This is a genomic window from Streptomyces sp. NPDC051320, assembly GCF_040682175.1.
Lineage (GTDB): Bacteria > Actinomycetota > Actinomycetes > Streptomycetales > Streptomycetaceae > Streptomyces.
Window position 1 is genome coordinate 112,719 of the sequence record NZ_JBFBAL010000015.1, and the last position, 26,036, is coordinate 138,754.

The 26,036-nt window shown below is 68.7% G+C and carries 16 protein-coding genes and 1 pseudogene; 7 read left to right on the forward strand and 10 right to left on the reverse strand.

All coding sequences use genetic code 11. The features are described from left to right. The first annotated feature begins 8 nt into the window (after window positions 1-8). Genes AB0M87_RS28165 through AB0M87_RS28175 form a run of 3 tightly spaced genes read left to right on the forward strand, consistent with a single transcriptional unit; the run spans window position 9 to window position 3,559 of the window. Window positions 9-1,628, forward strand: coding sequence for a glycoside hydrolase family 13 protein (locus tag AB0M87_RS28165; RefSeq protein WP_365857774.1), 1,620 nt, complete (start codon window positions 9-11; stop codon window positions 1,626-1,628). 25 nt (window positions 1,629-1,653) lie between these two features. Beyond that, entirely contained in the window at window positions 1,654-2,700 is a 1,047-nt protein-coding gene (locus AB0M87_RS28170) for a LacI family DNA-binding transcriptional regulator (protein ID WP_365857776.1), read from the forward strand. Window positions 2,701-2,716: 16 nt separating this feature from the next. After that, window positions 2,717-3,559, forward strand: coding sequence for a phosphatase PAP2 family protein (locus AB0M87_RS28175; protein WP_365857777.1), 843 nt, complete (start codon window positions 2,717-2,719; stop codon window positions 3,557-3,559). Window positions 3,560-3,613: 54 nt separating this feature from the next. Here the strand turns inward: AB0M87_RS28175 and AB0M87_RS28180 are convergent, their stop codons facing one another. Next, window positions 3,614-6,625 carry a bifunctional [glutamine synthetase] adenylyltransferase/[glutamine synthetase]-adenylyl-L-tyrosine phosphorylase gene (locus tag AB0M87_RS28180; protein ID WP_365857779.1) on the reverse strand — a complete coding sequence of 1,004 codons (3,012 nt, stop codon included), beginning with the start codon at window positions 6,623-6,625 and terminating at the stop codon, window positions 3,614-3,616. A 379-nt stretch (window positions 6,626-7,004) separates the two neighbouring features. On the opposite strand from AB0M87_RS28180, the gene AB0M87_RS28185 reads away from it, so the two are divergent. The 3 genes and pseudogenes from AB0M87_RS28185 (at window position 7,005) to AB0M87_RS28195 (ending at window position 8,691) form a co-directional block, all read left to right on the forward strand. Further along, window positions 7,005-7,370, forward strand: a complete 366-nt coding sequence (locus AB0M87_RS28185) for a cupin domain-containing protein (RefSeq protein WP_365857781.1) — start codon at window positions 7,005-7,007, stop codon at window positions 7,368-7,370. A gap of 9 nt (window positions 7,371-7,379) precedes the next feature. Further along, window positions 7,380-7,559, forward strand: a pseudogene (locus AB0M87_RS28190) (IS5/IS1182 family transposase); the annotation flags it as partial. Window positions 7,560-7,818: 259 nt separating this feature from the next. Then, entirely contained in the window at window positions 7,819-8,691 is an 873-nt protein-coding gene (locus AB0M87_RS28195) for an alkaline phosphatase family protein (protein WP_365857851.1), read from the forward strand. A 31-nt stretch (window positions 8,692-8,722) separates the two neighbouring features. On the opposite strand, the gene AB0M87_RS28200 is transcribed toward AB0M87_RS28195, so the two are convergent. The 6 genes from AB0M87_RS28200 to AB0M87_RS28225 form a co-directional block, all read right to left on the reverse strand. Then, window positions 8,723-9,667, reverse strand: coding sequence for a MarR family transcriptional regulator (locus AB0M87_RS28200; protein WP_365857783.1), 945 nt, complete (start codon window positions 9,665-9,667; stop codon window positions 8,723-8,725). Window positions 9,668-10,867: 1,200 nt separating this feature from the next. After that, window positions 10,868-12,616: a TIGR03767 family metallophosphoesterase gene (locus AB0M87_RS28205; protein WP_365857785.1), complete on the reverse strand. Its 1,749-nt coding sequence runs from the start codon at window positions 12,614-12,616 to the stop codon at window positions 10,868-10,870. Window positions 12,617-12,811: 195 nt separating this feature from the next. After that, window positions 12,812-13,558 carry a hypothetical protein gene (locus AB0M87_RS28210; protein WP_365857787.1) on the reverse strand — a complete coding sequence of 249 codons (747 nt, stop codon included), beginning with the start codon at window positions 13,556-13,558 and terminating at the stop codon, window positions 12,812-12,814. Between the two features lie 128 nt (window positions 13,559-13,686). Next, a complete protein-coding gene (locus AB0M87_RS28215) occupies window positions 13,687-14,097 on the reverse strand; it encodes a hypothetical protein (RefSeq protein WP_365857788.1) in 411 nt (136 codons plus the stop codon). Beyond that, window positions 14,094-18,569 (reverse strand): RICIN domain-containing protein, encoded by a 4,476-nt coding sequence (locus tag AB0M87_RS28220; RefSeq protein ID WP_365857789.1) that lies wholly within the window; start codon window positions 18,567-18,569, stop codon window positions 14,094-14,096. The genes AB0M87_RS28215 and AB0M87_RS28220 overlap by 4 nt, the downstream gene beginning before the upstream one ends. Window positions 18,570-19,102: 533 nt before the next feature. Continuing rightward, window positions 19,103-20,152 carry a zinc-binding dehydrogenase gene (locus tag AB0M87_RS28225; RefSeq protein WP_365857790.1) on the reverse strand — a complete coding sequence of 350 codons (1,050 nt, stop codon included), beginning with the start codon at window positions 20,150-20,152 and terminating at the stop codon, window positions 19,103-19,105. 90 nt (window positions 20,153-20,242) lie between these two features. On the opposite strand from AB0M87_RS28225, the gene AB0M87_RS28230 reads away from it, so the two are divergent. Then, window positions 20,243-20,800, forward strand: coding sequence for a TetR/AcrR family transcriptional regulator (locus AB0M87_RS28230; RefSeq protein WP_365857792.1), 558 nt, complete (start codon window positions 20,243-20,245; stop codon window positions 20,798-20,800). 172 nt (window positions 20,801-20,972) lie between these two features. Here AB0M87_RS28230 and AB0M87_RS28235 read toward each other — a convergent pair whose 3' ends face one another. The 3 genes from AB0M87_RS28235 to AB0M87_RS28245 form a co-directional block, all read right to left on the reverse strand. Further along, window positions 20,973-22,697 (reverse strand): carbohydrate-binding module family 20 domain-containing protein, encoded by a 1,725-nt coding sequence (locus AB0M87_RS28235; RefSeq protein WP_365857853.1) that lies wholly within the window; start codon window positions 22,695-22,697, stop codon window positions 20,973-20,975. A gap of 218 nt (window positions 22,698-22,915) precedes the next feature. Beyond that, a complete protein-coding gene (gene argG / locus AB0M87_RS28240) occupies window positions 22,916-24,364 on the reverse strand; it encodes an argininosuccinate synthase (RefSeq protein ID WP_365857794.1) in 1,449 nt (482 codons plus the stop codon). Between the two features lie 114 nt (window positions 24,365-24,478). Further along, a complete protein-coding gene (locus AB0M87_RS28245) occupies window positions 24,479-25,840 on the reverse strand; it encodes a glutamine synthetase family protein (protein ID WP_365857795.1) in 1,362 nt (453 codons plus the stop codon). Window positions 25,841-26,036: the final 196 nt, after the last annotated feature.

Sequence of the window (26,036 nt, forward strand, 5' to 3'; positions counted from 1 at the left end):
GACCACCCATGACGCAGGAGCTCACCACCACACCCGCCGCGCCCGTACCGGCACCGGCACCGGCGCCCGCCGGCCGGCCCGGGTGGTGGCGGGACGCCGTGATCTACCAGGTCTATGTGCGGTCCTTCGCGGACAGCGACGGTGACGGCATCGGCGACCTGCGCGGCATCCGGGACCGGCTGCCGTATCTCGCGGGCCTGGGCGTGGACGCGGTCTGGCTCACCCCCTTCTACGCGTCGCCGCAGGCGGACGGCGGCTACGACGTCGCGGACTACCGGACCGTCGACCCGCTCTTCGGTGACCTCACCGATGCGGAGGAGCTGGTACGGACCGCACATGAACTGGGGTTGCGGGTGATCGTGGATGTCGTCCCCAACCACACCTCCGACCGGCACGTCTGGTTCGAAGCGGCACTGGCCGGCGGCCCCGAGCGGGCGCGCTACCACTTCCACCCGGGGAGGGGCGCAAACGGCGAACTCCCCCCGAACGACTGGGAGTCGGTGTTCGGCGGCCCGGCCTGGACGCGAACCACGGCGGGCGACTGGTACCTCCACCTCTTCGCCCCCCAGCAGCCCGACCTCAACTGGGACAGCCCCGAGGTCCGCGAGGAGTTCGACGCGGTGCTGCGCTTCTGGCTGGACCTCGGTGTCGACGGCTTCCGCGTCGACGTCGCGCACGGCATGGTCAAGGCCGCCGGGCTGCCGGACATCGGCGCCCGCGAACAGGCGAAGATGATCGGCTCGCAGACGCTGCCCTTCTTCGACCAGGACGGGGTGCACGAGATCCACCGCTCCTGGCGTCGCCTGCTCGACTCCTACCCGGGGGAACGCATTGGGGTCGCCGAGGCCTGGGCCCCGTCCGCCGGCCGGCTCGCGCTGTACGTGCGCCCCGACGAACTGCACCAGGCCTTCAACTTCCAGTTCCTCCGGTGTCCCTGGGACGCGACCGCGATGCGCACGGTGATCGACGAGTCGCTGGCCGCCACCGCGTCCGTCGGTGCGCCCACCACCTGGGTGCTGTCCAACCACGACGTCGTACGCCATGTGACGCGGTACGGCGGTGGTGCCACCGGTCTGCGCCGGGCCCGTGCCGCCGCGCTGCTGATGCTGGCGCTGCCCGGATCGACGTACATCTACCAGGGCGACGAACTCGGGCTGCCCGAGGTCACCGACCTGCCCGACGAACTCCGCCAGGATCCCTCCTTCTTCCGCACCGCGGGGCAGGAGGGGCTCAGGGACGGCTGCCGGGTGCCGATCCCGTGGACCGAGGACGGCCCCTCGCACGGCTTCGGGCCCGGGCCGGGGTGGCTGCCGCAGCCGAAGAGCTGGCGCAGCCGTTCCGTCGCGGCGCAGTCCGGTGACCCGGACTCCACGCTCGAGTTGTACCGCCGCGCGCTGACCCTGCGGCGCCGCCGGGCCGGCCTTGCGGCGGGACCGATGCGGTGGCTCGAAGCCCCCGACGGCGTACTGGCCTTCAGCCGCCCGGGCCTGGTCTGCACGGTCAACACCCTTGCCACGGCAGCCGAACTGCCCACCCCGGGCAAGCCGCTGCTCGCCACGTCGGCACCCGTCGTCGCCGGTGATGTGGTGCGCATTCCCGGCGATTCCTGCACCTGGTGGGCAATCTGACATGCGCCCGGTACAGTCCAGTCCCATGACCGCACGGCTTGCCGACATCGCATCCCAGGCGGGGGTCAGTGAAGCGACGGTCAGCCGGGTGCTCAACGGCAAACCGGGGGTCGCGGCGGCCACCCGCGAATCCGTACTCGCGGCACTCGACGTGCTCGGTTACGAGCGTCCCGTACGGTTGCGTCAGCGCAGCGCGGGGCTCGTCGGGCTGATCACCCCCGAGCTGGAGAACCCCATTTTCCCGGCGCTGGCCCAGGTCATCGGTCAGGCCCTGACCCGCCAGGGGTACACCCCGGTGCTCGCCACCCAGACACCGGGCGGCTCCACCGAGGACGAGCTCACCGAGATGCTGGTGGACCGGGGGGTCTCGGGCATCATCTTCGTCTCCGGGCTGCACGCGGACACCACGGCCGACATGCAGCGGTACGAGAAGCTGCGCGCCCAGGGAGTTCCGTACGTCCTGGTGAACGGTTTCTCGCCGAAGGTGCAGGCACCGTTCATCTCTCCCGACGACCGGGCCGCGATGCGGCTGGCGGTCACCCACCTCGCCTCGCTGGGTCACACCAGGATCGGTCTGGCACTCGGACCCCGGCGGTTCGTGCCGGTGCTGCGCAAGATAGAGGGCTTCCAAGCCGAGATGCAGGACCGTTTCGGTCTCGCTCCGGCCGAGAGCGAGAAGCTGATCCAGCACTCGCTCTACACCCTGGAGGGCGGCCAGGCCGCCGCGTCCACACTGATCTCGGCCGGCTGCACGGCCGTGGTGTGTGCCAGCGACATGATGGCGCTCGGCGCGATCCGGGCCGCCCGGCAGCTCGGACTCGACGTGCCGCGCGACATCTCGGTGGTCGGTTTCGACGACTCCCCCCTGATAGCGTTCACCGACCCGCCCATGACGACCATCAGGCAGCCGGTCACCGCCATGGGGCAGGCCGCTGTCCGCGCTCTCCTCGAAGAGGTCGGTGGCACGCCCGCGCCGCACAGCGAATTCGTCTTCATGACGGAGCTCGTGGTCCGTGGTTCGACCGCTTCGGGCCCAGGATCCGATTCCGGGGCCGTGTCGCGTACTTCGTAAAGGCAAGTCGCTCATCATGACCCAGGGACCCCGTACGTCCTCCATCCACCGGCTCCGGTCCCCCGGCCGGCCGCGCGTCTGGCTCGAAGTGCTGCTGACCGCAGTGAGCTACTGGACGTACTCGCTGATCCGCAACGCCGTGCCGGAGCAGAAGGCGGCGGCGCTGCGCAACGCGGACTGGGTCTGGCGCACCGAACACACGCTGGGCATCGCGGTCGAGCAGAGCATCAATCACACGATGAACTCGGTGACCTGGCTGATCGTCACCATGAACTACTACTACGCGACGCTCCACTTCATCATGACGATCGGCGTCCTGGTCTGGCTGTTCCGCTCCCACCCCGGCCGCTATGCGGCGGCCCGCCTGGCCCTGTTCGCCACGACGTCGGTGGCCCTGGTCGGCTACTACCTGTTCCCGCTGGCCCCGCCCCGGCTGATGAGCGGCGGTCACTTCGTCGACACGGTCCTGGTGCACCACACCTGGGGCTCCATGGCCTCGGGCGACCTGAAGAGCATGTCCAACCAGTACGCGGCGATGCCCTCGATGCACATCGGCTGGTCACTCTGGTGCGGACTGATCATCTTCGCCCTGGCGGCCACGCCGTGGGTGAAGGTCCTCGGCCTCCTGTACCCGGCGACGACCCTGCTGGTGATCGTGTCCACCGCCAACCACTTCTGGCTGGACGCGGTGGGCGGGGTGCTGTGCCTGTCCTTCGGCGTAGCGCTCTCCTACGGGTGGTACGCGGCGCTGCCGTATCGCTTGCCGCGGCTGCCGGGGCCGCCGGGTCCATGGGCTCCTGCCTCCGGCGACCGGGTCGGCCGGAAGCCGGCATCGGCCCATTCGAGCCCGTCCGGCTGAACGGGGCCGGGGGCAGGGGCGGGGGCTGGGGCGGGGACCGCCGTGGCATTCCGCTCACCCCGCTCCGTAGAACCGTTCCTCCATCACACCCCGGGCCCGGCGCGTCACCCTGCGGTAGTCGTCGAGCATGTCGCCCAGGTGTCCGGCCTCGTACCCCAGATAGCGCCCCACCGCGGCCAGTTCCCGCCCGTCCGGCGGGAACGTGTCGCTGGGCCGTCCCCGCACCAGCATCACCGCGTTCCGCACCCGGGATGCCAGTACCCACGCCTCGTCCAGCGTCTCCGCGTCCTCCGTGCTCAGCAGGTCGGCCGCCCGGGCCGCCGCCAGGGCGGTGCGGGTGCGGGTGGTGCGCAGGCCCGGGATCTCCCAGCCGTGCTGCATCTGCAGCAACTGCACCGTCCACTCGACATCGCTCAGTCCGCCGCGCCCCAGCTTGGCGTGCAGCGTCGGGTCCGCGCCGCGCGGCATCCGTTCGGACTCCATGCGGGCCTTGAGCCGGCGGATCTCCCGTACCGCTTCGTCACCGAGGCCCTCGGCCGGATACCGCAGCGGATCGATGAGTTCGATGAAACTGCGGCTCAGTTCCTCGTCGCCCGCCATCGGCTCGGCCCGCAGCAGCGCCTGGCTCTCCCAGACCTGCGACCAGCGCCGGTAGTAGGCGGCGTAGGAGGAGAGGGTGCGCACCAGCGGCCCGGTCTTGCCTTCGGGGCGCAGGTCCGCGTCGATCAGCAGCGGCGGATCGGCCGTCGGCAGCTGCAGCAGCCTGCGCATCTCCTCGACCACCGCGTTCGCCGCCCGGCCCGCCTCCTGGTCGTCCACGCCCTCCCTCGGTGCGTGGACGAAGAGGACGTCCGCGTCCGAGCCGTAACTCACCTCGTGACCGCCGAAACGGCCCATGCCGATCACCGCGAACCTGGTCGGCAGGCTGTCACCCCACCGGGCGCGTACGGCGGCCCGCAGCGCGCCGGCGATGGTGGCGGCGTTCAGGTCGGTGACGGCGTTGCCGACCCGGTCCACCAGGGTGCCGTGGTCCGCCTCGGCGGGGCTCTCCTCGGTACCGTACGAGCCGATGAGGTCCGCGGCGGCCGTACGGAAGAGTTCCCGGCGGCGCACCCCGCGCGCCGAGGCGACAGCCCCCTCGGGTGTCTCCGCCCGGCCGACGGCCGACATCACCTCCTGCTCGAGATGCTCCCGGCTGCGCGGCACGAGTCCCCCGCTCGCGCCGAGCAGCGCGACCGCCTCCGGAGCGCGCAGCAGCAGGTCGGGGGCGAGCCGGCCACCCGACAGCACCCGGGCGAGGTTCTCCGCGGCGGCGCCCTCGTCCCGCAGCAACCGCAGGTACCAGGGGGTCTTGCCCAGCGCGTCGGACACCTTGCGGAAACCGAGCAGACCGGCGTCCGGGTCGGCGGAGTCGGCGAACCAGCCGAGCAGCACCGGCAGCAGGGTGCGCTGGATCGCGGCCTTCCGGGACACCCCGGACGACAGGGCCTCCAGGTGGCGCAGTGCGGCGACCGGATCGGCGTAACCGAGGGCTTCCAGTCGCTGCCCGGCCGCCTTGGGGCTGAGCCTGATCTCGCCGGGCGCCAGCTGGGCGACGGCGTCGAGCAGCGGCCGGTAGAAGAGCTTCTCGTGCAGCCGCCGCACCACCGTTCCGTGGCGCTTCCACGCCTTGGTGAGCTCGCTGACCGGGTCCGTACGCATCCCCATCGAGCGCCCGAGCCGACGCAGATCCGCCTCGTCGTCCGGCACGAGATGGGTGCGCCGGAGCTTGTACAGCTGGATGCGGTGCTCCATGGCACGCAGGAAGCGGTAAGCCGCGTCCAGCTGAGCGGCATCGGCGCGGCCCACATATCCGCCGGTCGCCAGGGCGTCCAGCGCGTCCAGGGTGTTCCCGCTGCGCAGGGTGGCGTCGCTGCGCCCGTGCACCAACTGCAGCAGCTGGACGGCGAACTCCACATCGCGCAGCCCGCCGGGCCCGAGCTTCAACTCACGCTCGACGAGGGCCGGCGGGATGTTGTCGACGACCCGGCGGCGCATCTTCTGCGCGTCCGCCACGAAGTTCTCCCGCTCGGCCGCCTGCCAGACCAGCGGCCGGACCGCTTCCACGTACTCCTTGCCGAGCGCGATGTCACCGGCCACGGTCCGCGCCTTGAGCAGCGCCTGGAACTCCCAGGTCTTCGCCCACCGCTCGTAGTAGGCGAGGTGGCTCGACAGCGTACGCACCAGCGGTCCGTTGCGTCCCTCGGGGCGGAGGTTGGCGTCCACCGGCCAGATGGTGCCTTCGGCGTTCGTCTCGGAGCAGATTCGCATCAGGTGCGCGGCCAGGCGGGTGGCGGCCTGGATCGCCTTGGTCTCGGCGTCGCCGTCGTTGCCGATGCCGTTTCCGTCGGCCGGTTCGGCAACGAAGATCACGTCCACGTCGGACACGTAGTTCAGTTCGTGTCCCCCGCACTTTCCCATCGCCACCACCGCCAGCCGGCACAGCGCGGCGTCCTCCGGGGCGGCGGCGGACGCGATCGCCAGTGCGGCGCGCAGGGTGGCCGTCGCCAGATCGGCCAGTTCGGCGGCGGTCTGTTTGACGTCGGTGGTGCCGCACACGTCGCGGGCCGCGATGGCCAGCAGGCACCGCCGGTAGGCGATCCGCAGGGTCACCGCGTCGGTGGCGCCCGCGAGCCCGTGCTCGAACTCGGGCAGGCCGGGATGCAGGTCGGTCTGCTCGTAGGTGACGAGCGCGTGCCAGTCGTGCGGATGCCGCGCCAGGTGGTCCCCGAGCGCCTCGGAGGCCCCGAGCACCCCGAGCAGCCGGTCCCGCAGCGGCTTGGCCGCCACCAGCGTGTCAAGCAGGGTGTGCCGTTCCTCCGGCTGCTGTGCCTCGACCATCCGCACCAGCCCGCGCAGCGCCAGATCGGGGTCCGCGGTCGCCCCCAGCGCGTCGAACAGCACCGGATCATTGCGTATGGCCGAAAGCTCCGGCACGTCGAGGAGCCGCTCCGCGCCCGAGGCATCGATGAATCCATGCCGGAGCAACCGCGTGAACGTACTACCCCTGCGCCCCGGTGCCGTCATGCCACCCCTACCTTCTTCGGTCCGGCCTCTTCGGTCCGGCCTTCTTCGGTCCTGATCCAGTCCGCCCTCCGAGCCTATCCGGCGCACGTGAGAGAGGGGCCTGTCACGGCGCCGCCGGACGGGGTGGTGCTGCTGTGATCCAACGGCGGCGGACGCGTGCCGTGACGGGTGGACTCGATGGTGCGGACCGGCCGGTTGCGCACCCCCAAAGGGTGATCGTCGCTCCACTTCGACGCCGGCCGCTCGACCGGTGCCGGTGCTGGTGCTCTTGGCCTTCGCCCGCCCTCCCAGGGTCGCGGCGTAAGGCTTCCGCACGGATCGCGGCTTGTCGTCCTCCGGCGCACCATGGAAGAAAGGGGGGCGGTTGGAGGGAACCATCATGATGGAAGTCAAAACGGTCGACAAGCCGGATGAACGGCGCGACTTTCCCCGGGGTCACCTCGAAGCCCTGCACCTCTCCGGTCTGGACTTCGCTGTGGGTACCTTCGAGCCCGGCTGGCGTTGGTCGGAGTCGATCGCCCCACTTGCCGGGACCGACAGCTGCGAGGTCCACCACGACGGCTACGTGCTTCAGGGGCGCATGCGCATCAGGATGAATGACGGTGCGGAGTCCGAAGTCGGGCCCGGTGACGTCTTCGTCTGCTCTCCCGGGCACGACGCCTGGGTCGTCGGAGACGAACAGGTCATCGTGTTCGACTTCGCCGGCAGCATGGCTACGGACTACGGGAGGGGGGCGAAGAGTTAGCGCTCCGCCCTGCCACCTCAACTCGGCTACGGCTCTGGGCACACTGCACGGCGGCGGCTGCGGGCCTGGCAGGCCGCGGGGGTATGGGTCTGCCAGTTGATCGACTGGTCCCGCGGCTGCATCGACAGCGTCTCGGTGCGCCCGAAAAGGGGGCGAGAGCTGACCGGGCGCAGCCCCACCGATCCAGGCACCCCGCGCCGCTCCCGGAGCTGCTGGACTGGGGGCCGCAGCACGCATCGCCCGGCGCGGCGTGGGGTCCAGCAACCACCTCGGTCGAGCACACACCGGAAAAGCCGGTCGCCGGGCAGCAGCCCCGTACGTTCCCACGTTCTTCACCCCGGCGGGGCTTCCCGCTCCGGCTCCTTATCCCTAATCTCACGGTGGACCGCCCCCGTCACTCCCCTACCGGAGGTACCCCGTGCGCAGCAGGATCCTGCCCCGCCCCGCCATGGGACGCGGACTCCGTACCGTGGTCGCGTCCGCTCTCGGCCTCACCACCGCGTCCTTCGGCCTCTGGGCCGGTCTGGGCAGCGCGTCGACCGCGCACGCCGCAGGCGCCGTACCGACCCCCGACCATGTGATCGTGGTGGTGTTCGAGAACCATGGATACGACCAGGTCATCGGCAGCTCCAACGCCCCCTACATCAACTCGCTGAAGTCCGGCGGCGCCAACCTCACGGACTCCCACGGCGAGACGCACCCGAGCCAGCCGAACTACTTCGCGCTCTTCTCCGGGTCCACCCAGGGCATCACGGACGACTCGTGCTACACGCCCGGCTTCAGCTCGGCGCCCAATCTCGCCTCCGAGCTCACCGCGGCCGGCAAGAGCTGGGCCAGCTACAACGAGTCGCTCCCCAGCCAGGGCTCGACCGTATGCAGCAGCGGCAAGTACGCCCAGAAACACAACCCGTGGTTCGGCTTCAGCAACGTGCCGACCTCGTCGGCACACACCTTCGGCCAGTTCCCCACCGACTACTCGAAACTGCCGCAGGTCTCCTTCGTCACCCCGAACCTCTGCAGCGACATGCACGACTGCTCGGTCCGCACGGGCGACACCTGGCTGAAGAACAACCTCAGCGCCTACGCGACCTGGGCCAAGACCCACCACAGTCTGCTCGTGGTCACCTTCGACGAGGACAACGGGCTGAGCAGCAACAAGATCCCGACCGTTCTGTACGGCCAGCAGGTGGCCCCCGGATCCTCGTCGTCGGCCACGTACCACCACTACGACCTGCTGCGCACCATCGAGGACATGTACGGCACCTCGCACGCCGGTCAGGCCGCGAACGCCACCGGCATCACGGGCGTCTGGGCCTCCTGACCTGCACCGCGGGGCCGTGATCCCGGGGCCGTCATGCCACCCTGCGGTCGCTCCCGCGGGTGAGGGCGCGGAGGGCGTCGACCTGAGCGTGGACGTCGTGTGCGGCCACCTGCGCCCGGGCGTCGGTCTGTGCGGCGGGTGGTGCGGCCGCCGGCACGGTTCGGCACGTGCGGCAGAGACCGTCGGGCAGGGCTTGGGGGCGGCCCGGTGTGCCGCACTTCGTACACTCCACCATCAGGCGAGAGCCCGGAGCGTCGACCGCACCTGTTGTGGTAGCGGTGGGCCGGTAGGGCGGCTTCTTCTCCCGGAGGCGACGGCGGACAAAGCCGAAGGGCGAGACGATGGGCTCGGCGGGCAGTCCGGCAGCGAGGACCTGGACGATGTACGCGGGGGTCACCCCGCGCGCCAGCCACTCTCCCGCGAGGCCCTCCAAGCGCTCGCAGTCGGCTGCGGAAAGCGCCAGGCGGGGCTCCACACAACCGAGTTGGGCCAGGGCGAGGTATCCGGGCGAGGGGTGGTCGGCGTGTGGCTCCGGCTGTTGAGGCACGGAAGACTCGGTCGGCGCGGTAGTCGCCTGCGCGGTGGGCGGTTCCGCAGTGACCGGCGGCACCGGAGCCGTTGCCTCTGCCGGAGCCTCGGCGGCGAGGAACGTCACCCACCACTCGTTGTCGCGGGCAGTCCGTGACCAGAACGTCCGGAACGCCCAGCGGACCTGGTCACCGGTCCCCGTCAGGCAGCGCACGCGGCGCAGGTGACCGGCGACCGACAGCGCGGTGAGCGCGCTGCTGACGGCCTGCTGGCCGTACGAGGGGAGTTGTTTGGCGAGGGCCTTGATCGTCATCGAAGCGCCGTCGGGAAGCCGGTCGACGAAGGCCGCGATGTAGCGCTCCCGCTCAGGCAGTAACAGGAAGTCGTCGGACCGACGAGGGGACGGGCGGTCGGGGGCCGAGCGTTTGCCGTAGCCGGGGGCCGCCATGGGGTGGGCGGGTGCTGCTGCGGGGGCGGGCAGGGCGGCGCTAAAGTTCTGGGTAGCCACTGGATCGTCCTGTTCGATCTTGGGGTGAGACCCCGGCTTGGTGCTGAGAACACCGCGTCGGGGTCGTTTAGTTGATCGAACCGTAAGCAGCCGCGCCCGCGCGCCGCAAGGCAGCCGCGCCCGCGCGCCGCAAGCTGGTCCGGATTAGTCGTACTTCCTCACCGTTACGGCGGTGGGGAGGCGGGGAGGTTCTTCCCCAACCCCCTTACCCACCCACCGGGTAAAGAAGAAGCTCGAATCCCGAAGCCCGCGTCCCGGACCTCGAAGCTCGGCGCTCCCGCCCCGTCGCTCGAAGCTCGGCCCTCGAACCCCGGAGCCCGAGCTTCGGGTTTCGTGCGGCTTGGCGGTGCCCTGCCAAGGTCTCGGCGACGGCGCCGGGTGCACGTGGGCCTGCACCGACTCGGGCCGCTCCAGTAGCCAAGGACCACGCAACTCGACTCCACGGGACCAAGGGCACATCAGCCCTGCCCGATGGGGTCAGAGTTGGCGATGGGGCTCTTGTGGGCGTAGTTGTAGGCGTTCATCTCGGTCGGGTTGGCCGGGTCACCTTCTCCGCCGGCGAGAGGACTCCGACTACCCAAGAATCCACGTCCGGGCTCCGCCTGTAGAAAACGTTCGACTGGACCGGATCGCACAACACAACCAGGATCTCGCTTTCCTTCAGGTCTATGACCTGCAGAAACGAGGTGCTTCTCGTGGTCTGCATGCGTATCACGTTGAACTCGAGTCGGTGAGGACCGGGCAGCAGTTCGACAAATTTGGGCATCTTCGAGTCGCGACTCCGAGCACAGAACTCCACATCGTCCTCCCAGAGAGACACGATGCCTGCTTTGTACGTAAGGCTACGAATTGGCTCCCTGATCTCGGCGAACAATAGAACTCCCGTTCGCTTTCCTCTCCGCTCCCTCCGCAAGCGCCACCGGACTAGGAAAGGCAGCCGCTTCGACTCATCGAGTGCCTTTACGGAGGGGCACCGACCGGATTCCGCCATGGGCTAATCATCCTCCCAACGGCCGGAGGCGAGCAGGTTGCCTCCGGTGGCGGTCGTGATGGTCGCAAAAACGCCGGCGGTCCCCCTCAGGAGCACGGAGGAGGACCGCCATTGCTGGTCTCCGTCAGCCCGCGTCGGGGGCCGGGCCGCTACCTGCCGAACGGCCGGGCCAGCAGCAGTTCCGTGTTGTGGTCCGCCGCCGCGCCCAGCTTCGCGGCCGGTGTCGCGTACGGGTCGTTGAAGGACAGCTCGCGGTAGAGGGCCGCCAGTCCGGCCTCGGAGGTGTCGCCGAAGTCGGTGGTGTACGGGGCGGCGGACTCCACCAGGGTGGTGAACAGCGAGAGGGTCCCGTCGGCGTTGTCGGCGACCTCGATGATGCGTGCGTGCTGCGGGAAGTCCACGTGGGAGGCAGTGTTGATCTCCCAGAAGGCGCGTTCGGGGACGGTGTGGCCATGGGGCGTGATCAGGTTGGCGTGGGTGTGGCCGTTCACCCAGGCGACGACGTTGGGGTAACGCTGCAGCAGGGCCACCAGTTCGGTGCCGGTGTGGCGGCCGTCGAAGATGTTGTTCGGGTCGGGCAGGGTGTTACCCATGGTCGTGCTGGTGTGGTGGCTGAACAGGACCACCAGCTGGTCCTGGGAGCCCCGGCGTACGACGTGGCCGTCGGTGTCGTACCAGTGCGTGCTGTAGGTCTGGAGGACGGACTCCAGCCAGCGCAGTTGGGCCGTGCCGATCGAACCGTCCGCCCAGCCGGCCCGGTTGGTCGTGTCCAGGCTGACGCCCAGCACGCCGTCTGAGATGGGGAAGGTGTAGTACAGCTTGCCGCTGGATGCGGCGGCCGGCGTGAAGCCGTGGCCGACCGGGCCGGGGCCTGTGTGTGCAGGGTCCAGGTGTGCCTTGGCGAACTGCTTGGGTGTGAAGGGCGCGCGGCGGGCATCCGGGGTGACGTGGCGGATCGGGCCGGCGGCCAGCAGCCGGGCGAGCAGCAGAGCCGCCTGCGCCGGGTCGTGCAGGATGGCATCGGCGAGCTTGGCGGCGGTGGCGTCGTCGACGCCTTCGACCTTCCGGTCGCCCGTGTAGAGGGAGTTCAGCAGATCGAGGTCGGGCAGCGTGCCCTCGATGCTGTCGTCGTGGTTGCCGACCGTGGTGTACCAGGGTGTCCGCAGACCGGGCGCGGTGAACGGCCGGCCGGAGGCCGACAGGAGGCCGGGTACCTGCGGGAAGCCGACCTTCTTGTAGTCGTCGAGGAACGCGGACTCCGGATTCCAGTAGTCGGCCGATCCGGAGTTCTGGACGCCCTCGTAGCGGGCCGGGTCACCGGTGTTCGGGGTGATCCTGCCGCCGCTCATCACCGACAGGTACCAGTCCAGCTCGACCAGTTCGTGGTTGTCGGTGTTGTCGCCCGTCGCCATCACCAGCGAGAAGGGGCGGCCGGTGTACGGGCCGCCTGCCAGAGCGTTGACCCGCTCCACCAGCGAAGCCGCGCCGCGTACGGTGAGCGCTTCGTGCGGCCGGTATGCGGAGTCGATGGAGCGGGCCAGATACTCGAAGCGCACCGGGGACTCGGTGTCGGCCAGGTGCAGGTCGGTGAACTGGACAAACGACGCGAGCCCGGTGCGCCGGGTGTCGCGTCCGGAGCTGCCCGCCGCGAGCTCGCGCCGTACCACCAGCGGCCAGCCCGGCCCGGCGGCCAGCCGGCGGTACGTTCCCGCACCGGCCGGCGCGGCGGCCTGCTCCAGCGTGGTGCCCGCGGTCCGGACGGCCCTCGCAGCGGTACCGGCCACCGCACGGTCCCGTTCCGCGGCGGACGCGAACCGGCTGTCGGCCAGGGTCATTGCCGCTGCCGCGGCCACGGCCGACGTACCGGTGACGAACTGGCGTCTGCTGTAAGGGCGCATGCCGGATCTCCTGGGGGTGAGGGCGAGCGTGCGGACAGTGTGCGCGGACGGAACAGCCGTCGGCGCACACAGATGTACTACCAGTCGGTAATACTCAACCGCCAGAATGCGGCGCCCTGTTGGCAATCCCGTGAACACGCTATGACAGCGGGACGGCGGCCGGCGGCCCCTGCGCAGGCCGAGTACGGCTCGCGTCTACAGCTCCTGGTCTCCTTGCCAGGTGACTGATGTCAGGGCGGCCAGGCCACCATTCGCCAAGCCCTTGTAGGTCACCGTCCGGGCAGGGCCGAGTTCGCGTGCGACCTGATGCGCCAGGTCTCGTCCCTCGTAGAACAGCCGCTGCCACTCGTCGTCGTACTTGCCGTCTTCCCGATCCCGAAGGTCCAGGTTCACCGTGGTGTCGATGTCCTTCGCCCACGCGTACAGGCCTGCGACGAGGCCGTCGGACAGGCCCAGCGCGGCGGTGGGATCGTCGGGGGCGAAGTCCCCGAATCCGTCGGAGCGCAGCGGACCGTACTTGAACTCGCCTTCAACCGTGATGTGTACGGCAGGCGGCGGCGGTGTGCCGTGGGCGTCGCGTTCCCAGTGGAGACGGTCGCAGCTGCAGCACACCCACTTGGCCGTCCTGTGGCGCTCGTCCCAGTAGCGCACCGCGCATGACGGCCCGAGATGCCCGGCCAGTCGGCGGGCGACCGCCAGCCCCTGTTTGACGTGCTTGCGCAGATCTGGGCGGGAGGTGAAACCCGCAGGCGGGCGGGAGAGCGACCAAGAGCGCAGCGCGTTTACCAGGTCCACCGGGAGGTCCAGCCGCGAATCCTCCAGCGGGACGTTGTGGGTGAAGGTACCGAGGTCGTCGTAGATCCCGGCGCCCTGCGACTCGTACAGGGAAGACGGTTCCCCTCGGGCCTGCACGAGCAGATCACGGGGTTCATCGAAGGTCATACGGCGTTCGCTCCGATCTGCCACCATCGCCCACGGTAATGGGCAGGCGCGCTGGTCCGCTTTTCAGACCGCCCGCTGGCCGCGCTCTCCTCCCTGAATAGAGGAAAGCGCGGCCAGCAGGTTAAACGTCAGGTCAGTGGATGATTCAACGGCCCCGCGATCATCTCGAACGCTTCGAGGGTGATCTGCGGGACGAAAATGGAATCGTTCTCCACGCCTTCGGGGAGATGAGCTCTCATGTCCTCACGGCACAAGAACGTGCCGTTGGGAATAAGTATAGTTCCGCTGACCCGGTCAGCCAGCTCCACGATGATCTTCCACACGTTGCCGACCTGCGGTCGCTCAATGCCGATGACACGGTCAACGACGTCCACCTCGACCTCGCTGCCGTCAGCAGCACGAATCCAGAACGCCGCGTCATCTCCGGTCGCTTTCTCTGGCGCGGCATAGTAGGGGGAAAGGATCGCCCGAACCACTTCCATGTCCGGCTGGACCGGCTCGCCATGCTCGAACTTGTAGAGACTTAGGCTGTAGCTCACTTCTGCGGCCCCGCCCTGAATGCGAACTCGATCCCCTTGACGTTATTGTCGAGTGCCCATTGTTGCAGGGCGTTCAGGGTCTTCTCGTCGGACATGTACCACACGACGGGTGTACCGTTCGCCGCCTTGACTTGTTTCACCATTGTACTGGTCTCCTTTGTGGGGAACCTCAGCTTTCCATCCGCGCTGATCATCGACGCGGAGTAGTGCAGGTTCTTGGCATCTATGAGGGCTCCATTGTGGTATCCGTCAAACTTGACGAAACCACTCGGTGTGTCGGCCGGAACCTTGTAGGAGATGCCCGAGGGGACCCCATTCGTCACCAATTGCTCATAGGCGTGGTCGGCTGCTGTCATACTCTCCGTCTCAGACATCCACTTACCAGGGCCGCCCAGTTCCAGCCACTTGCAGTAGCTTCCGCCACCACCCGCTGCGCTGACGACGATGGTGAAGGCAGCAGTAGTAACGGCTCCCTTGGCACACGCCGCTTCCAGCTTCGGGATCGCCTTTGTGCCGATTCCAGCGATCACCTCATCGGTCAGACCGAGGGAGCGCAGGCCCTTCCACGCGTCGGCGAAGCCGATACCGGTATTGAGGGAGGCATCGAGAGCACGGACCGCCTCGGCTGCCGCAGCGAACGCCTTGCCGGGGATGAAGTTGCTCAGCGCCCAGGCGCAGCCGCTGGCGCTGCCGTGCCAGCAGTCGACGAAGTCCTGGACCAGGACCGCCTTGATGAGCTGGTAGGTGAGGGTCTGCTGGATGAGTTCCAGCTTGGAGAAGTACCGGGTGACGTCCTTCTTCAGACCTGGGATGCGTTTGCTCTCGATGAGCAGTGTGTCCTGTGACGGGCAGCCGCTGGCGCTGGCCGTGGCGTCGGGGTTGGTGCAGAGGAAGAAGTCAACCGTCGCGCTGAAGGTGACCGTGAAGGTGGTGGTGCAGCCCTCGAAGCCGATCGTGATCTCGCAGGGGTTCTGCTGCTTGGCGTCGGTGATCTCGATGCTGTCCTCGTCGACGACGTACCAGGTGCCGCCGACTCCGGTTCCCGCACCGGTCGAGACCTGCTTGTTCGCGGCGTTGCGTGCCGCTTCCTCGGCTGCCTTCTGTGCGTCCTCGGCGTATTTCTGGGCGTCTTTGGCGGCTTGTTCGGCTTCGGTGGCTGCGGTGTCGGCGCGGTCGGCTGCTGCGCGGGCGTCCTTGGCGGACTGCTCCGCCGCGGCTGCGGCCGCACGTGCCGCTGAGGCGTCGAGGGCGGCTTGGTCGGCGGAGTCGCGGGCTTGTTTGGCGTAGCCGTCGGCGCCGTCTGCTGCCTTGTCGGCGGCTGCGGCGTCGGTGGTGGCCTGGTTGTCGTAGGTGATGGTGCGGGCCAGGGACGCGGTCGCTGCCGATGCGACGGTCGCGGCGTCGGCGGCGTAGCCGAGGGCTTGTGTGGCGTAGGTGCGGGCGTCGGCCGCGTATGAGGCGGCGTTGGCGGCGGATTGGTAGGCGGCCTTGGTGTCGTCCTGTGCCTGGTCGGCGAGGGCTTTGGCGGTGGCTGCTTCTTGCTGTGCGTTGGTGGCGTGGGCGTCGGCGACGGCCTGTTGCTGTTCGGCGATCGTTTTGGATGCCTGCCCGGTCAGGACGACGAGGCTTGCGGCCGTGTCGGTGGTGACGTAGGGGGAGCCGAGCTGGATGGCGTCGTTGGCCGGCTTGGCGACCTGGGCGGCGGCGTTCCCGGCGTCCTCGGCGGCCTGGGCGGTGACGTAGGCGAAGCCCGCGGCCTTCGCGGCAGCCGCCAGCGCGTTGCCGGCTTCCTTACTTGCCGTGTCCGCGTGGGACTTTGCGGTCTTGGCCTGTGCTTCGGCGTCGTCGGCCAGCTTGACTGCTGTGCGGGCCTCGGACGCGGCGTGCTGGGAGGCGGCGATGGCGTCCGCTGCGGCGCTGGTCGCGGTCTTCACCGCGGCATCGGCCTTCAGCTTCGCGGCCTGCGCCCCGTCCGCGTCCGCGCGGGCGCGTTTGGCGGCTGCTTCGGCGCGGGTGGCCGCGGCGTCCGCGTCCGCGGCTGCCTTCGTCGCGGCGTCGGCCTCGGAGCGCGCCTTCGTGGCGGCGGTCTCGGCGTCCGATGCGTGCTGGTCCGCCGTGTTGGCCGCGGTGCGGGCGGCGGTCGCGGCGTCGCCCGCGTCGAGGGAATCGGCGTAGGCGTCCTTCGCGTCGGCCTTGGCGCGTGCCGCGTTCGCCTTCTGTTCGGCGTCCCACGCGTCGTCCCGCTTCGCCTTCGCATCGTCGCGGGACTTGACCGCGTCGTTCCTCTTCGCGACCGCGGTGGCCTCGGAGGATTCGGCCTTGCCCTTGGCGTCCTTCGCCTTTGTCGCCTGGGCCTGCGCGTTCTGTTTGTGCTGCGCGGCCTCGGCCTGCTTGGCGGCGGCGGTCTCCTTCTGCGCCTTGGCCGTCTTCTCCTCGGCCTCGGCCGCGAGCCGCTTCGCATGGGCGTCGGCGGCCGCTGTCTTGGCGTCGCTTTCCGCCGTCAGGGATGCGGCGAGTTTGGCCTGCGCTTCCTCCTTGTCCTTCTTCGCGGTGTCCCGGTGCGCCTTCGCCGCGGCCGCCGCGGCCTTCGCCTGCAATTCGGCGGTGTGCGCGGCTTCCTTGCGGAACTCCGTCTTCACCTGCGCGGCCTGCGCCAGCGCACGCTGCGCGATGGTCTCACTGTCCCCACCCGATGCACGGGTGGCGGCCTCAGCGGTCTCACCCGCCTTCACCATCGCGTCCAAGGCGGCAGACGCCCCCTGGGTGACCTGTGCCTTCTGCTGACCCACCAGCAGCCCACGGCCCCGCGGAGCACCATTCTTGTCCGCGATGGCATAGGCGGCGTTCTCGGCGGTGTCCGAGTCAGCGGCGGCCTTCTTCGCCGCAGCGGCCTGCGCCCTGAGGACAGCGAGCTGCTTCTTCGCCTCCGCCTGGGCGCCCGCGACGCCCCTGGTCGCCTGGTCGAAATCGACCTTCGCAGGGACCTCACCGGTGTGCCCGGACGGCGTGATGTCGAACTGCTGCGCACCGGTGTTGTTGCACGTGTAGAGCTGCGCGTTGAGGCCATTGCCGAAGGTGTGCAGATCCAGGCACTTGCCCGTGCCGACACTCTTCAGACTCGTGGTGGCCCGCAGGTTGTACTCCCACGTCTGCGCGGGAGTCGAGTTGCACGTCCAGATCTGGATCTTCGTGCCGTTGACCGCGTCGTTCCCGGACACGTCCAGGCACTTGTGGGAGTTCACGTTCTGCAGGTGAAGGCCGTGGTCGTCGCCGTAGATCTGCCACTGCTGCGCCGCCGTCTTGTTGCACGTGTACACCTGGACCGGGGCGCCGTTGGTCTTGCCGCTGCTCTGCACGTCCAGGCACTTGCCGTTCGCCGCGTGCACCTCGATCACCGCCGGCGCGTCACCGATCCACCCGGCCCCGCCGGGCGACCAGTAGTCCTGCCAGCGGGCAAGGTGGTCAGCGACCCACGACTGGCCCAGCAGCTCACCCAGCGCCTTCGCCCCCGAGGCAAGAGCCTTCGTCGCGCCCGTATTCGCGTCCAGAACCTGGTTGCGCTGGACCTGCTGGGAGGCGATCTCCTGCTGCCACTCCGCGGCAGCGGTGGCCGTGACACCGCCCAGGACCTCGTCCGGATCGACCGGATCACGCCAGGCGCACCCGGCGAACCGGGACTTCAGATCCTCGACCGCGATCCGGTACTCCGCCGTACCCGGCTTCGCAGCCGTGCGGGGGAAACCCCCGGAGGCAAGAAAGAGGCGGGCGTCGTCCGCGCCCGCCTCGGCCCCCGGCCCACCATGCATCCACTCGAACGCGGCCCGCTCGGCCAGCGCACGATTCCACTCGGCCGGCGACATACCAGCCGGATCAGGATCCTTGCCGTAGAGAGGGGTGCCCACGTCGTCGACGGCCTTCAGCGTCTTCGCATCTGCCTTCGGGGTGGAGTCCTCGTAGAAGTCGCTCTCCTCCTTCCAGAACCGGTCGGCGACCCACTGGCTCAGCCCCGTCTGGGAGTAAAAATCGTCCTTCCCGTCCCCGGGCGACCCCGGAGGCCAGTGGAAGTCGGCGTCGCTGCTGAAACCGGCCGGAGCGGGCAACCCCGCGAGAGGCTTCTGCCACACACCCAGCCGGGAGTTGAGAGCATCCAGCTGCTTACCGGCCGCATCCCGGTCAGCCGTGTACGCGGCGGCCAGCGGAGTCTTCTCCCAGTACTGCCGATCGGCCAGAACATGAAGCTTGTCCGCCGGCTGATTGAGGCCGTCCTGCGCCGTCCGGGCCATCGACGGCCCGCCCAGACGCAGCACATCGGCCACCAGACACTGATCCTGCCGCAACTGCTCGGCAGCCGTGTCCGTGTACCAGCCGTACGAATCACCCGCCGGCACCGCATCCGCTCCGTCAAACCGGTCCAGCACATCCGGTCGAACAGCCAGACCGGACAGCACGGCCAAGCCCAACACGCCCGTCATCACCGACGCGAACCATCTCGATCTTCGCGGTCCGCGTATGAGCAATTCTGATATCGCGCGCAACAGAGCATCCCCTCGGTAGGTGAAGCAAGCACACCGAAGGGAGCCAGGTCGGCCCGCTGCGATCAGTGGGCAGACAGATGTTGCGTGACACTCCCCCGGTGTGCCGGTCCGGACAGCGCCACCGGCGGGAGAGCGGTCAAGATCCCCGCCGGGACGCGGCAGGCACCATAGGCATAGATCAACATGCTGTTACAAGAGGTAACTCCGGCGTCGGCTCGAACACGTCAGCGGGCAGATGGGCACCAGAGATGTGCAACTCCCGTGCGTGCGCTACGGATTCCCTGTGAGGAACCTGTGACCAAAACGTGGAGGCAAGTGCTCGACATCGAACGGAATTGGCCGAAAACCGGTCCTCCATCATCGGGAACGCACCGCCCCGCCCCACCCACGCTGTCGCTCGCGCCAGGCGGACCACAGGTCGAGCGAACGATCAACCGGCTCAAGACTCCCGAGCCATCGGCACCCGCGGCTCAGGGGTGCATGACGATCTTTCCCACATGCCCCCTACGGGAGAGTTCTTCCTGCGCCTGAGCGGCCTGGTCCAGTGAGAAGGTCGCGGCGATGACGGGCTGGACCTCTGCCCGACGAGCCAGGTCCATGAGGAGCTTGAAATGCGTGGGCGTGTGCATCGCGGAACCGATGACCTGGGCGTTGTGCAGGTAGAGACGGCGCACATCAAAGGTCACGCCGTGTCCACCGAGTGCGCCGGCGATGACCCACCGGCCCCCTTCGCGCAGCAGCGGCAGCCCCTCATTCACCAGCTCGCCGGCCACGACGTCGAGTGCGACGTCGATGCCCTCGGGAGCGGCAGCGCGGACCTGCTCGGCGATGTCTCCTGCGCGGTCGATGACTTCGTGCGCGCCTGCTTCGCGCACCGCGTCGATCTTGGGTCCGCTGCTGATGGCGATCACCCTTGCGCCGCGCGCGCGGGCGATCTGCACCAGCGCGAGGCCGACGCCGCCGGACGCTCCCGAGACCAGGGCGGTTTCTCCCTTCTGCAGCCGGCCTCGCTCGATCATGCCCAGCGCCGTGCCGTAGGCAGTCGGCAACGTCGCGAGCTGGTCGTCCGTGAGCGGGGATTCCGCCACGTCATGTACACGCTCTACCGGCGCTGTCACGTACTCGGCGTATCCGCCATCGCGTTCGCTGCCCATCAAGCCCACCGGGTTGGCGTCCGGCCCGTCGGTGTCGTAGATCGCGGGGTCGACGACCACTCGGCGTCCGACGAGGCTCCCCTCGACTCCGCTCCCGACGGCCACGACCTGGCCGGCCACGTCGGCGCCCTGGATGCGCGGGAAGTCGATTGGGCCTCGCCAGCCCGACAGCGCCTGTGGGTCGTCCGGACGGCCGTAGGCGCCCTCCCGGGTCCACAGGTCGGTGTTGTTCAGCGCTACCGCGCCGACCTGGACCAGCACCTCCCCTGCCTGAAGGGCGGGGACGGCGACCTCCGTCAGCTCAAGGACCTCCGGTCCTCCGTGCCTGGAGATACGCACCGCTCGCATGGAATCGGACACGCCCATCGCTTGAACCTCCTCAGGTATACTGATCTGTGAACATCCCCCACCGTACACCTCTCTGCGAAAGGGCCCGTCGTGCAGGAAGCCCGGCCTATGACGCCGGCCGGCCGCCGCATCGTGGCGGCCGCCGAGGAGTTGTTCTACAACCGCGGAATCACGGCGGTCGGTGTGGATCTGATCGCTGAGCACTCAGGCGTGACCAAGCGAACCCTGTACAACCAGTTCGGTTCGAAAGATCACCTCGTGGCGGCCTACCTGACGGAACGCGACCAGCGCTGGCGGTCACTCGTCCAGGCCATCGTTGACGCCGGCGACACTCCGGCCGAGGCCGTTACCGCCCCCTTCGAGGCCCTGCGGACCTGGAGCGAGAACAACACTCGCGGGTGCGCCTTCATCAACGCACTGGCCGAACTCCCGGACCCCTCGCATCCCGCATACCGCATCGCCGCGAACCAGAAGCTCTGGCTGCTGAACTTGTTCAAGGAACTCGCCGCCACGGCGGGCTGCTCGCACCCGGCCACCCTCGCCACCCGACTCCTCGTGCTGCACGAGGGGGCTGTCGCCACGCAGCCCCTCTCGCTCGACACCCTTCCGGAGAGCACTGACCTGGCACGAGCCCTGGTTCGAGCCAGCACATCGCCCCGCCAGTAGGGCGTTTTCGACGAGGTGCTGTCGTTCAGCCGGGCTGGGCATGCCCGGTGCCTGCGATCGCAAGGCGGAGGATCGCCCTGGTACGGGGTGTACGGAGGCAATTCCGACAACACGGCGAGGTACGCGCGCCAGGCATCGCGACCCCGGTCATGATCCGCCGGGCAGGGCCTGGCTAGTCGCGCCAGGTGTCATTCACCGAGACCGTGCCGCCCGAGGAAACCGTGGCTGTGCGGTTGCTGCCGGATTCCCAGGTGACGTTTCCGCTGCTGTCCTTGCGGATGTACTTGTACTCGAAGGAGGTGCCGGCGGCCATCGGTACCGTCAGCTTCCAGACCGGGTAGCTCGCCGATGAGAGCAGCAGGGCCTTGCCGGTGTCCCAGTTGCCGAGGGCCACGTTGCTGCCGGTGACGTAGATGTTCTGGCCCATCACGGTGGTGGCGTTCACCGCGAAGGAGGCGCCGGTCGCCGGATCGGTGGTGCCGCCGCCCGTGCCGGCGCAGGAGCTCGCCGCGTAGAGGGCGATCGCGTCGTTGGAGCCGATGGTGGCGGTGAATGTGCCGTCGGAGCCGACCGTGTACGTCGTGCCGCTGTGCTCGACGTCGCAGTAGGTGCCGCCGGGCAGCGAGGTGCTGAAGGTCCGGTTCAGTGAGCTGCCTTCGTGGTTGATCGCCACGTAGCCCTCGCTGCCGCGGCCGAAGGCGATCGCGTTGTTGCCGTTGGACCACCAGTTGGTGACCCCGGTGCCGGAGACCGCGTTGCGGAAGCCGACCATGTTGGCGATCTGCGGCCAGGCGTGCTGGCACTTCCAGCCGTCGCTGTAACAGGCGTTGACGGTGCCGCCGTTGGGCGGGCCCGCGTCGTTGTTGGAGAACTCGTAGCCGGAGTAGACGTTGGGTGAGCCGTAGGGCCAGGCCAGCATGAAGACGTTGGCCAGGGTGTAGGTGGCGTTGTCCTTGTAGCTGAGCGTGGAGCCGTTACGCTCGGTGTCCCAGTTGTTCACGAAGGTGCGGCTCTTGTCACTGGCCAGGTAGCCGGCGCCCCAGGACTGGCCCCAGTTGCTGAGGGACGAGAGCTTCTCGCTGCCGAAGATCCGCTTGAGGTCGTAGGCGCCCTGGAAGGCGTCCACATCGCCTGTTCCGGTGTACTCGCCCGGCTGAACCGCCTCGCCCGCGCCGTAGATGGCTTCCTGGGCCCAGTAGATGTTCGGGTCGGAGAGCTTCGACTTGATGGCGGAGAGGTCGGAGGCCGCCATGTGCTTGGCGGCGTCGACGCGGAAGCCGTCCACGCCGAGTGAGATCAGGTGGTTCAGGTACGCGGCGATCGTGCCGCGTACGTAGTCGCTGCCGGTGTTCAGGTCGGCCAGGCCGACGAGTTCGCAGTTCTGGACGTTGTTCCGGTCGCCGTAGTTGCTGATGTCGGTGCGGCAGGAGTGGAAGTCCTGGTCCTGGTAGAAACCGGGGTAGTTGTACTTGCTGTAGGTGGTGCCGCCGGTGCCCGTCCCGGAGCCCGACGACATGTGGTTGATGACCGCGTCGGCGACCACCTTCACGCCTGCGCCGTGGCAGGTGTCCACCATGTTCCGGAACGAGCCCTCGTCACCGAGCCGTCCCGCGACCTTGTAGCTGACCGGCTGGTACGAGGTCCACCACTGGTCGCCCTGGATGTGCTCGGAGGCCGGGGACACCTCGACGTAGCCGTAAGCGGCGGGGCCGAGGCTGTCGGTGCAGGCCTTGGCCACCGAGTCGTACTTCCACTCGAACAGGGTGGCCGTGACGTCCTTGCTGCCCGGCGGCGTCGCCTGCGCGGACTGCTGCGCCGTGAAGCTCAGACCGGTCGCGGCAAGCAGCACCGCCAGCCCGCCGCGTACGGCGCTGCTGCGTATGCCTCTGTTTCTCATGATTCCCATGAGCGGCTCCTTCGGGAAGACGAGCACAGCCCACCTGAGGGCCGCGCCCAGGAGCCTCCCGCCGCGGCGATGAGCACGTCAAGGCACTTGCAGCAATTTTCAATTGATTTCTGAAATAAGTTTCATCAAGGCCGCTGAGAAGGCTCGGGAGCCTCCGCCCGCCCCTCGCCCCCCTGCAAGGAGCGGAAGGAGCGGGCCGACGCCACCGATCAGTCGGTGCCGGACTCCATCGCGGCGCGGTCCAGCAGCTCCTCGTCACCGGACACCTCGCCCCGGGAAGCGATGGCCTCGGCGCCGCCTTCCGGCATGGTGCCGATCAGACCGGTTGCCGCCGCCTGCGCGGCGCCGACCAGCACCGGTTGGGTCGTGCCGACGATGCCGAGACCGGCGTACTGCTCGAGCTTGGCACGCGAGTCGGCGATGTCGAGGTTACGCATGGTGAGCTGGCCGATCCGGTCCACCGGGCCGAACGCCGAGTCCTCGGTGCGCTCCATCGACAGCTTGTCCGGGTGGTAACTGAACGCCGGGCCCGTGGTGTTGAGAATCGAGTAGTCCTCACCGCGCCGCAGCCGCAGGGTCACCTCGCCGGTGACCGCCGAGCCCACCCAGCGCTGCAGCGACTCGCGGACCATCAGCGCCTGCGGGTCCAGCCAGCGGCCCTCGTACATCAGCCGCCCGAGGCGCCGGCCCTCGCTGTGATAGTGGGCGAGGGTGTCCTCGTTGTGGATCGCGTTGACGATGCGCTCGTACGCGGCGTGCAGCAGCGCCATGCCGGGCGCCTCGTAGATGCCGCGGCTCTTCGCCTCGATGATCCGGTTCTCGATCTGGTCCGACATGCCCATGCCGTGGCGGCCACCGATCGTGTTCGCCGCCATCACCAGGTCGATCGGGGAGGCGAACCGCTCGCCGTTGATCGTCACCGGGCGGCCCTGGTCGAAGCCGATCGTCACGTCCTCGGCGGCGATCTCGACCGAGGGGTCCCAGAACCGCACGCCCATGATCGGCTCCACGGTCTCCACGCCGGTGTCGAGGTGCTCCAGCGTCTTGGCCTCATGGGTGGCGCCCCAGATGTTGGCATCCGTCGAGTACGCCTTCTCGGTACTGTCGCGGTACGGCAGCCCGTGCGTGAGCAGCCACTCCGACATCTCCTTGCGGCCGCCCAGCTCGGCGACGAAGTCGGCGTCGAGCCACGGCTTGTAGATGCGCAGGTGCGGGTTGGCGAGCAGCCCGTAGCGGTAGAACCGCTCGATGTCGTTGCCCTTGAACGTCGAGCCGTCGCCCCAGATCTGCACGTCGTCCTCGAGCATCGCCCGGACCAGCAGGGTGCCGGTGACGGCACGGCCGAGCGGCGTGGTGTTGAAGTAGGCACGGCCGCCCGAGCGGATGTGGAACGCGCCGCAGGCGAGCGCGGCCAGGCCCTCCTCCACCAGTGCCGCCCGGCAGTCGACCAGGCGCGCGATCTCGGCACCGTAGTTCTTCGCACGACCGGGCACCGAGGCGATGTCGGGTTCGTCGTACTGGCCGATGTCGGCGGTGTAGGTGCACGGGACGGCACCCTTGTCGCGCATCCACGCGACCGCGACGGAGGTGTCGAGGCCGCCCGAGAAAGCGATGCCGACGCGCTTGCCGGCGGGCAGGGAGGTGAGAACCTTAGACATAGGAAGATAATGCACTCAAACGCATGATTATGCAAACCTGGGACCGGTAAACCGCCCACCGCCGCCGGACGGACCTGGGCCGGCGCCGGGACGGCACCGGCCAGGGGGGATCCCTTAGAGCACCGGCAGGCTCTTGCGCAGCTCGTAGGCGGTGACCTCGGAGCGGTACTCCTCCCACTCCTGCTTCTTGTTGCGCAGGAAGAAGTCGAAGACATGCTCGCCCAGCGTCTCGGCGACCAGCTCGCTGCGCTCCATCAGCGAGATCGCCTCGCCCAGGTTCTGCGGCAGCGGCTCGATGCCCATCGCGCGGCGCTCCCCGTCGGACAGGGCCCAGACGTCGTCATCGGCGCCGGCCGGGAGTTCGTAGCCCTCCTCGATGCCCTTGAGACCCGCTGCGAGCAGCAGCGCGTAGGTCAGGTAGGGGTTGGCGCCGGAGTCGATGGAGCGGACCTCGACCCGCGCGGAGCCGGTCTTGCCGGGCTTGTACATCGGGACCCGGATCAGCGCCGAGCGGTTGTTGTGGCCCCAGCAGATGTACGAGGGGGCCTCGCCGCCCGCACCCGCGCTGCGGGTCGAGCCGCCCCAGATGCGTTTGTAGGAGTTGACCCACTGGTTGGTGACCGCGGAGATCTCGGCGGCGTGCTGCAGCAGGCCGGCGATGAAGGAGCGGCCGACCTTGGAGAGCTGGTACTCGGCGCCCGACTCGTAGAAGGCGTTGCGGTCGCCCTCGAAGAGGGAGAGGTGGGTGTGCATGCCGGAGCCGGGGTATTCGCTGAACGGCTTCGGCATGAAGGTGGCCTGGACGCCCTGCTCCAGCGCGACCTGCTTCATGACCAGGCGGAAGGTCATGATGTTGTCGGCGGTCGACAGCGCGTCGGCGTACCTGAGGTCGATCTCCTGCTGGCCGGGGGCGCCCTCGTGGTGGCTGAACTCGACCGAGATGCCCATCGATTCGAGCATGGTGATCGCCTGCCGGCGGAAGTCCATGCCGACGTTCTGCGGGGTGTGGTCGAAGTAGCCGGAGTTGTCCGCGGGGGTGGGGCGGGTCCCGTCGAGAGGCTTGTGCTTCAGCAGGTAGAACTCGATCTCGGGGTGGGTGTAGAAGGTGAATCCGAGATCCGACGTCTTGGCCAGGATCCGCTTGAGTACGTAACGCGGGTCCGCGAAGGACGGGGAGCCGTCCGGCATCAGGATGTCGCAGAACATCCGCGCCGAACCGGGCGCCTCGGCGCGCCAGGGCAGGATCTGAAAAGTGCTGGGGTCCGGCTTGGCGATCATGTCGGACTCGTACACGCGGGCGAAGCCCTCGATGGCGGAGCCGTCGAAGCCGATGCCTTCGTCGAACGCCTGCTCCAGCTCGGCGGGGGCCACGGCGACCGATTTCAGGAACCCGAGGACGTCGGTGAACCACAGCCGTACGAAGCGGATGTCACGCTCCTCCAGCGTCCGGAGTACGAATTCCTGCTGTTTGTCCATGTCTACCGTCCTACCCATCCTTGCCGGTCGGTCACCTGCTCCCACGCCGCCGGAGACACCGGGGCTCATGAGCATCCCACCACACGATTTCAGGCATGTTGCGAACCTGCGTCCGAACGTCTCATCCCACTCGGTACGCAGTCTCCATTGTGCTGTGCGGTCTCTCCATTGTGCTGTGCATCGGGGCGGCCGGGTG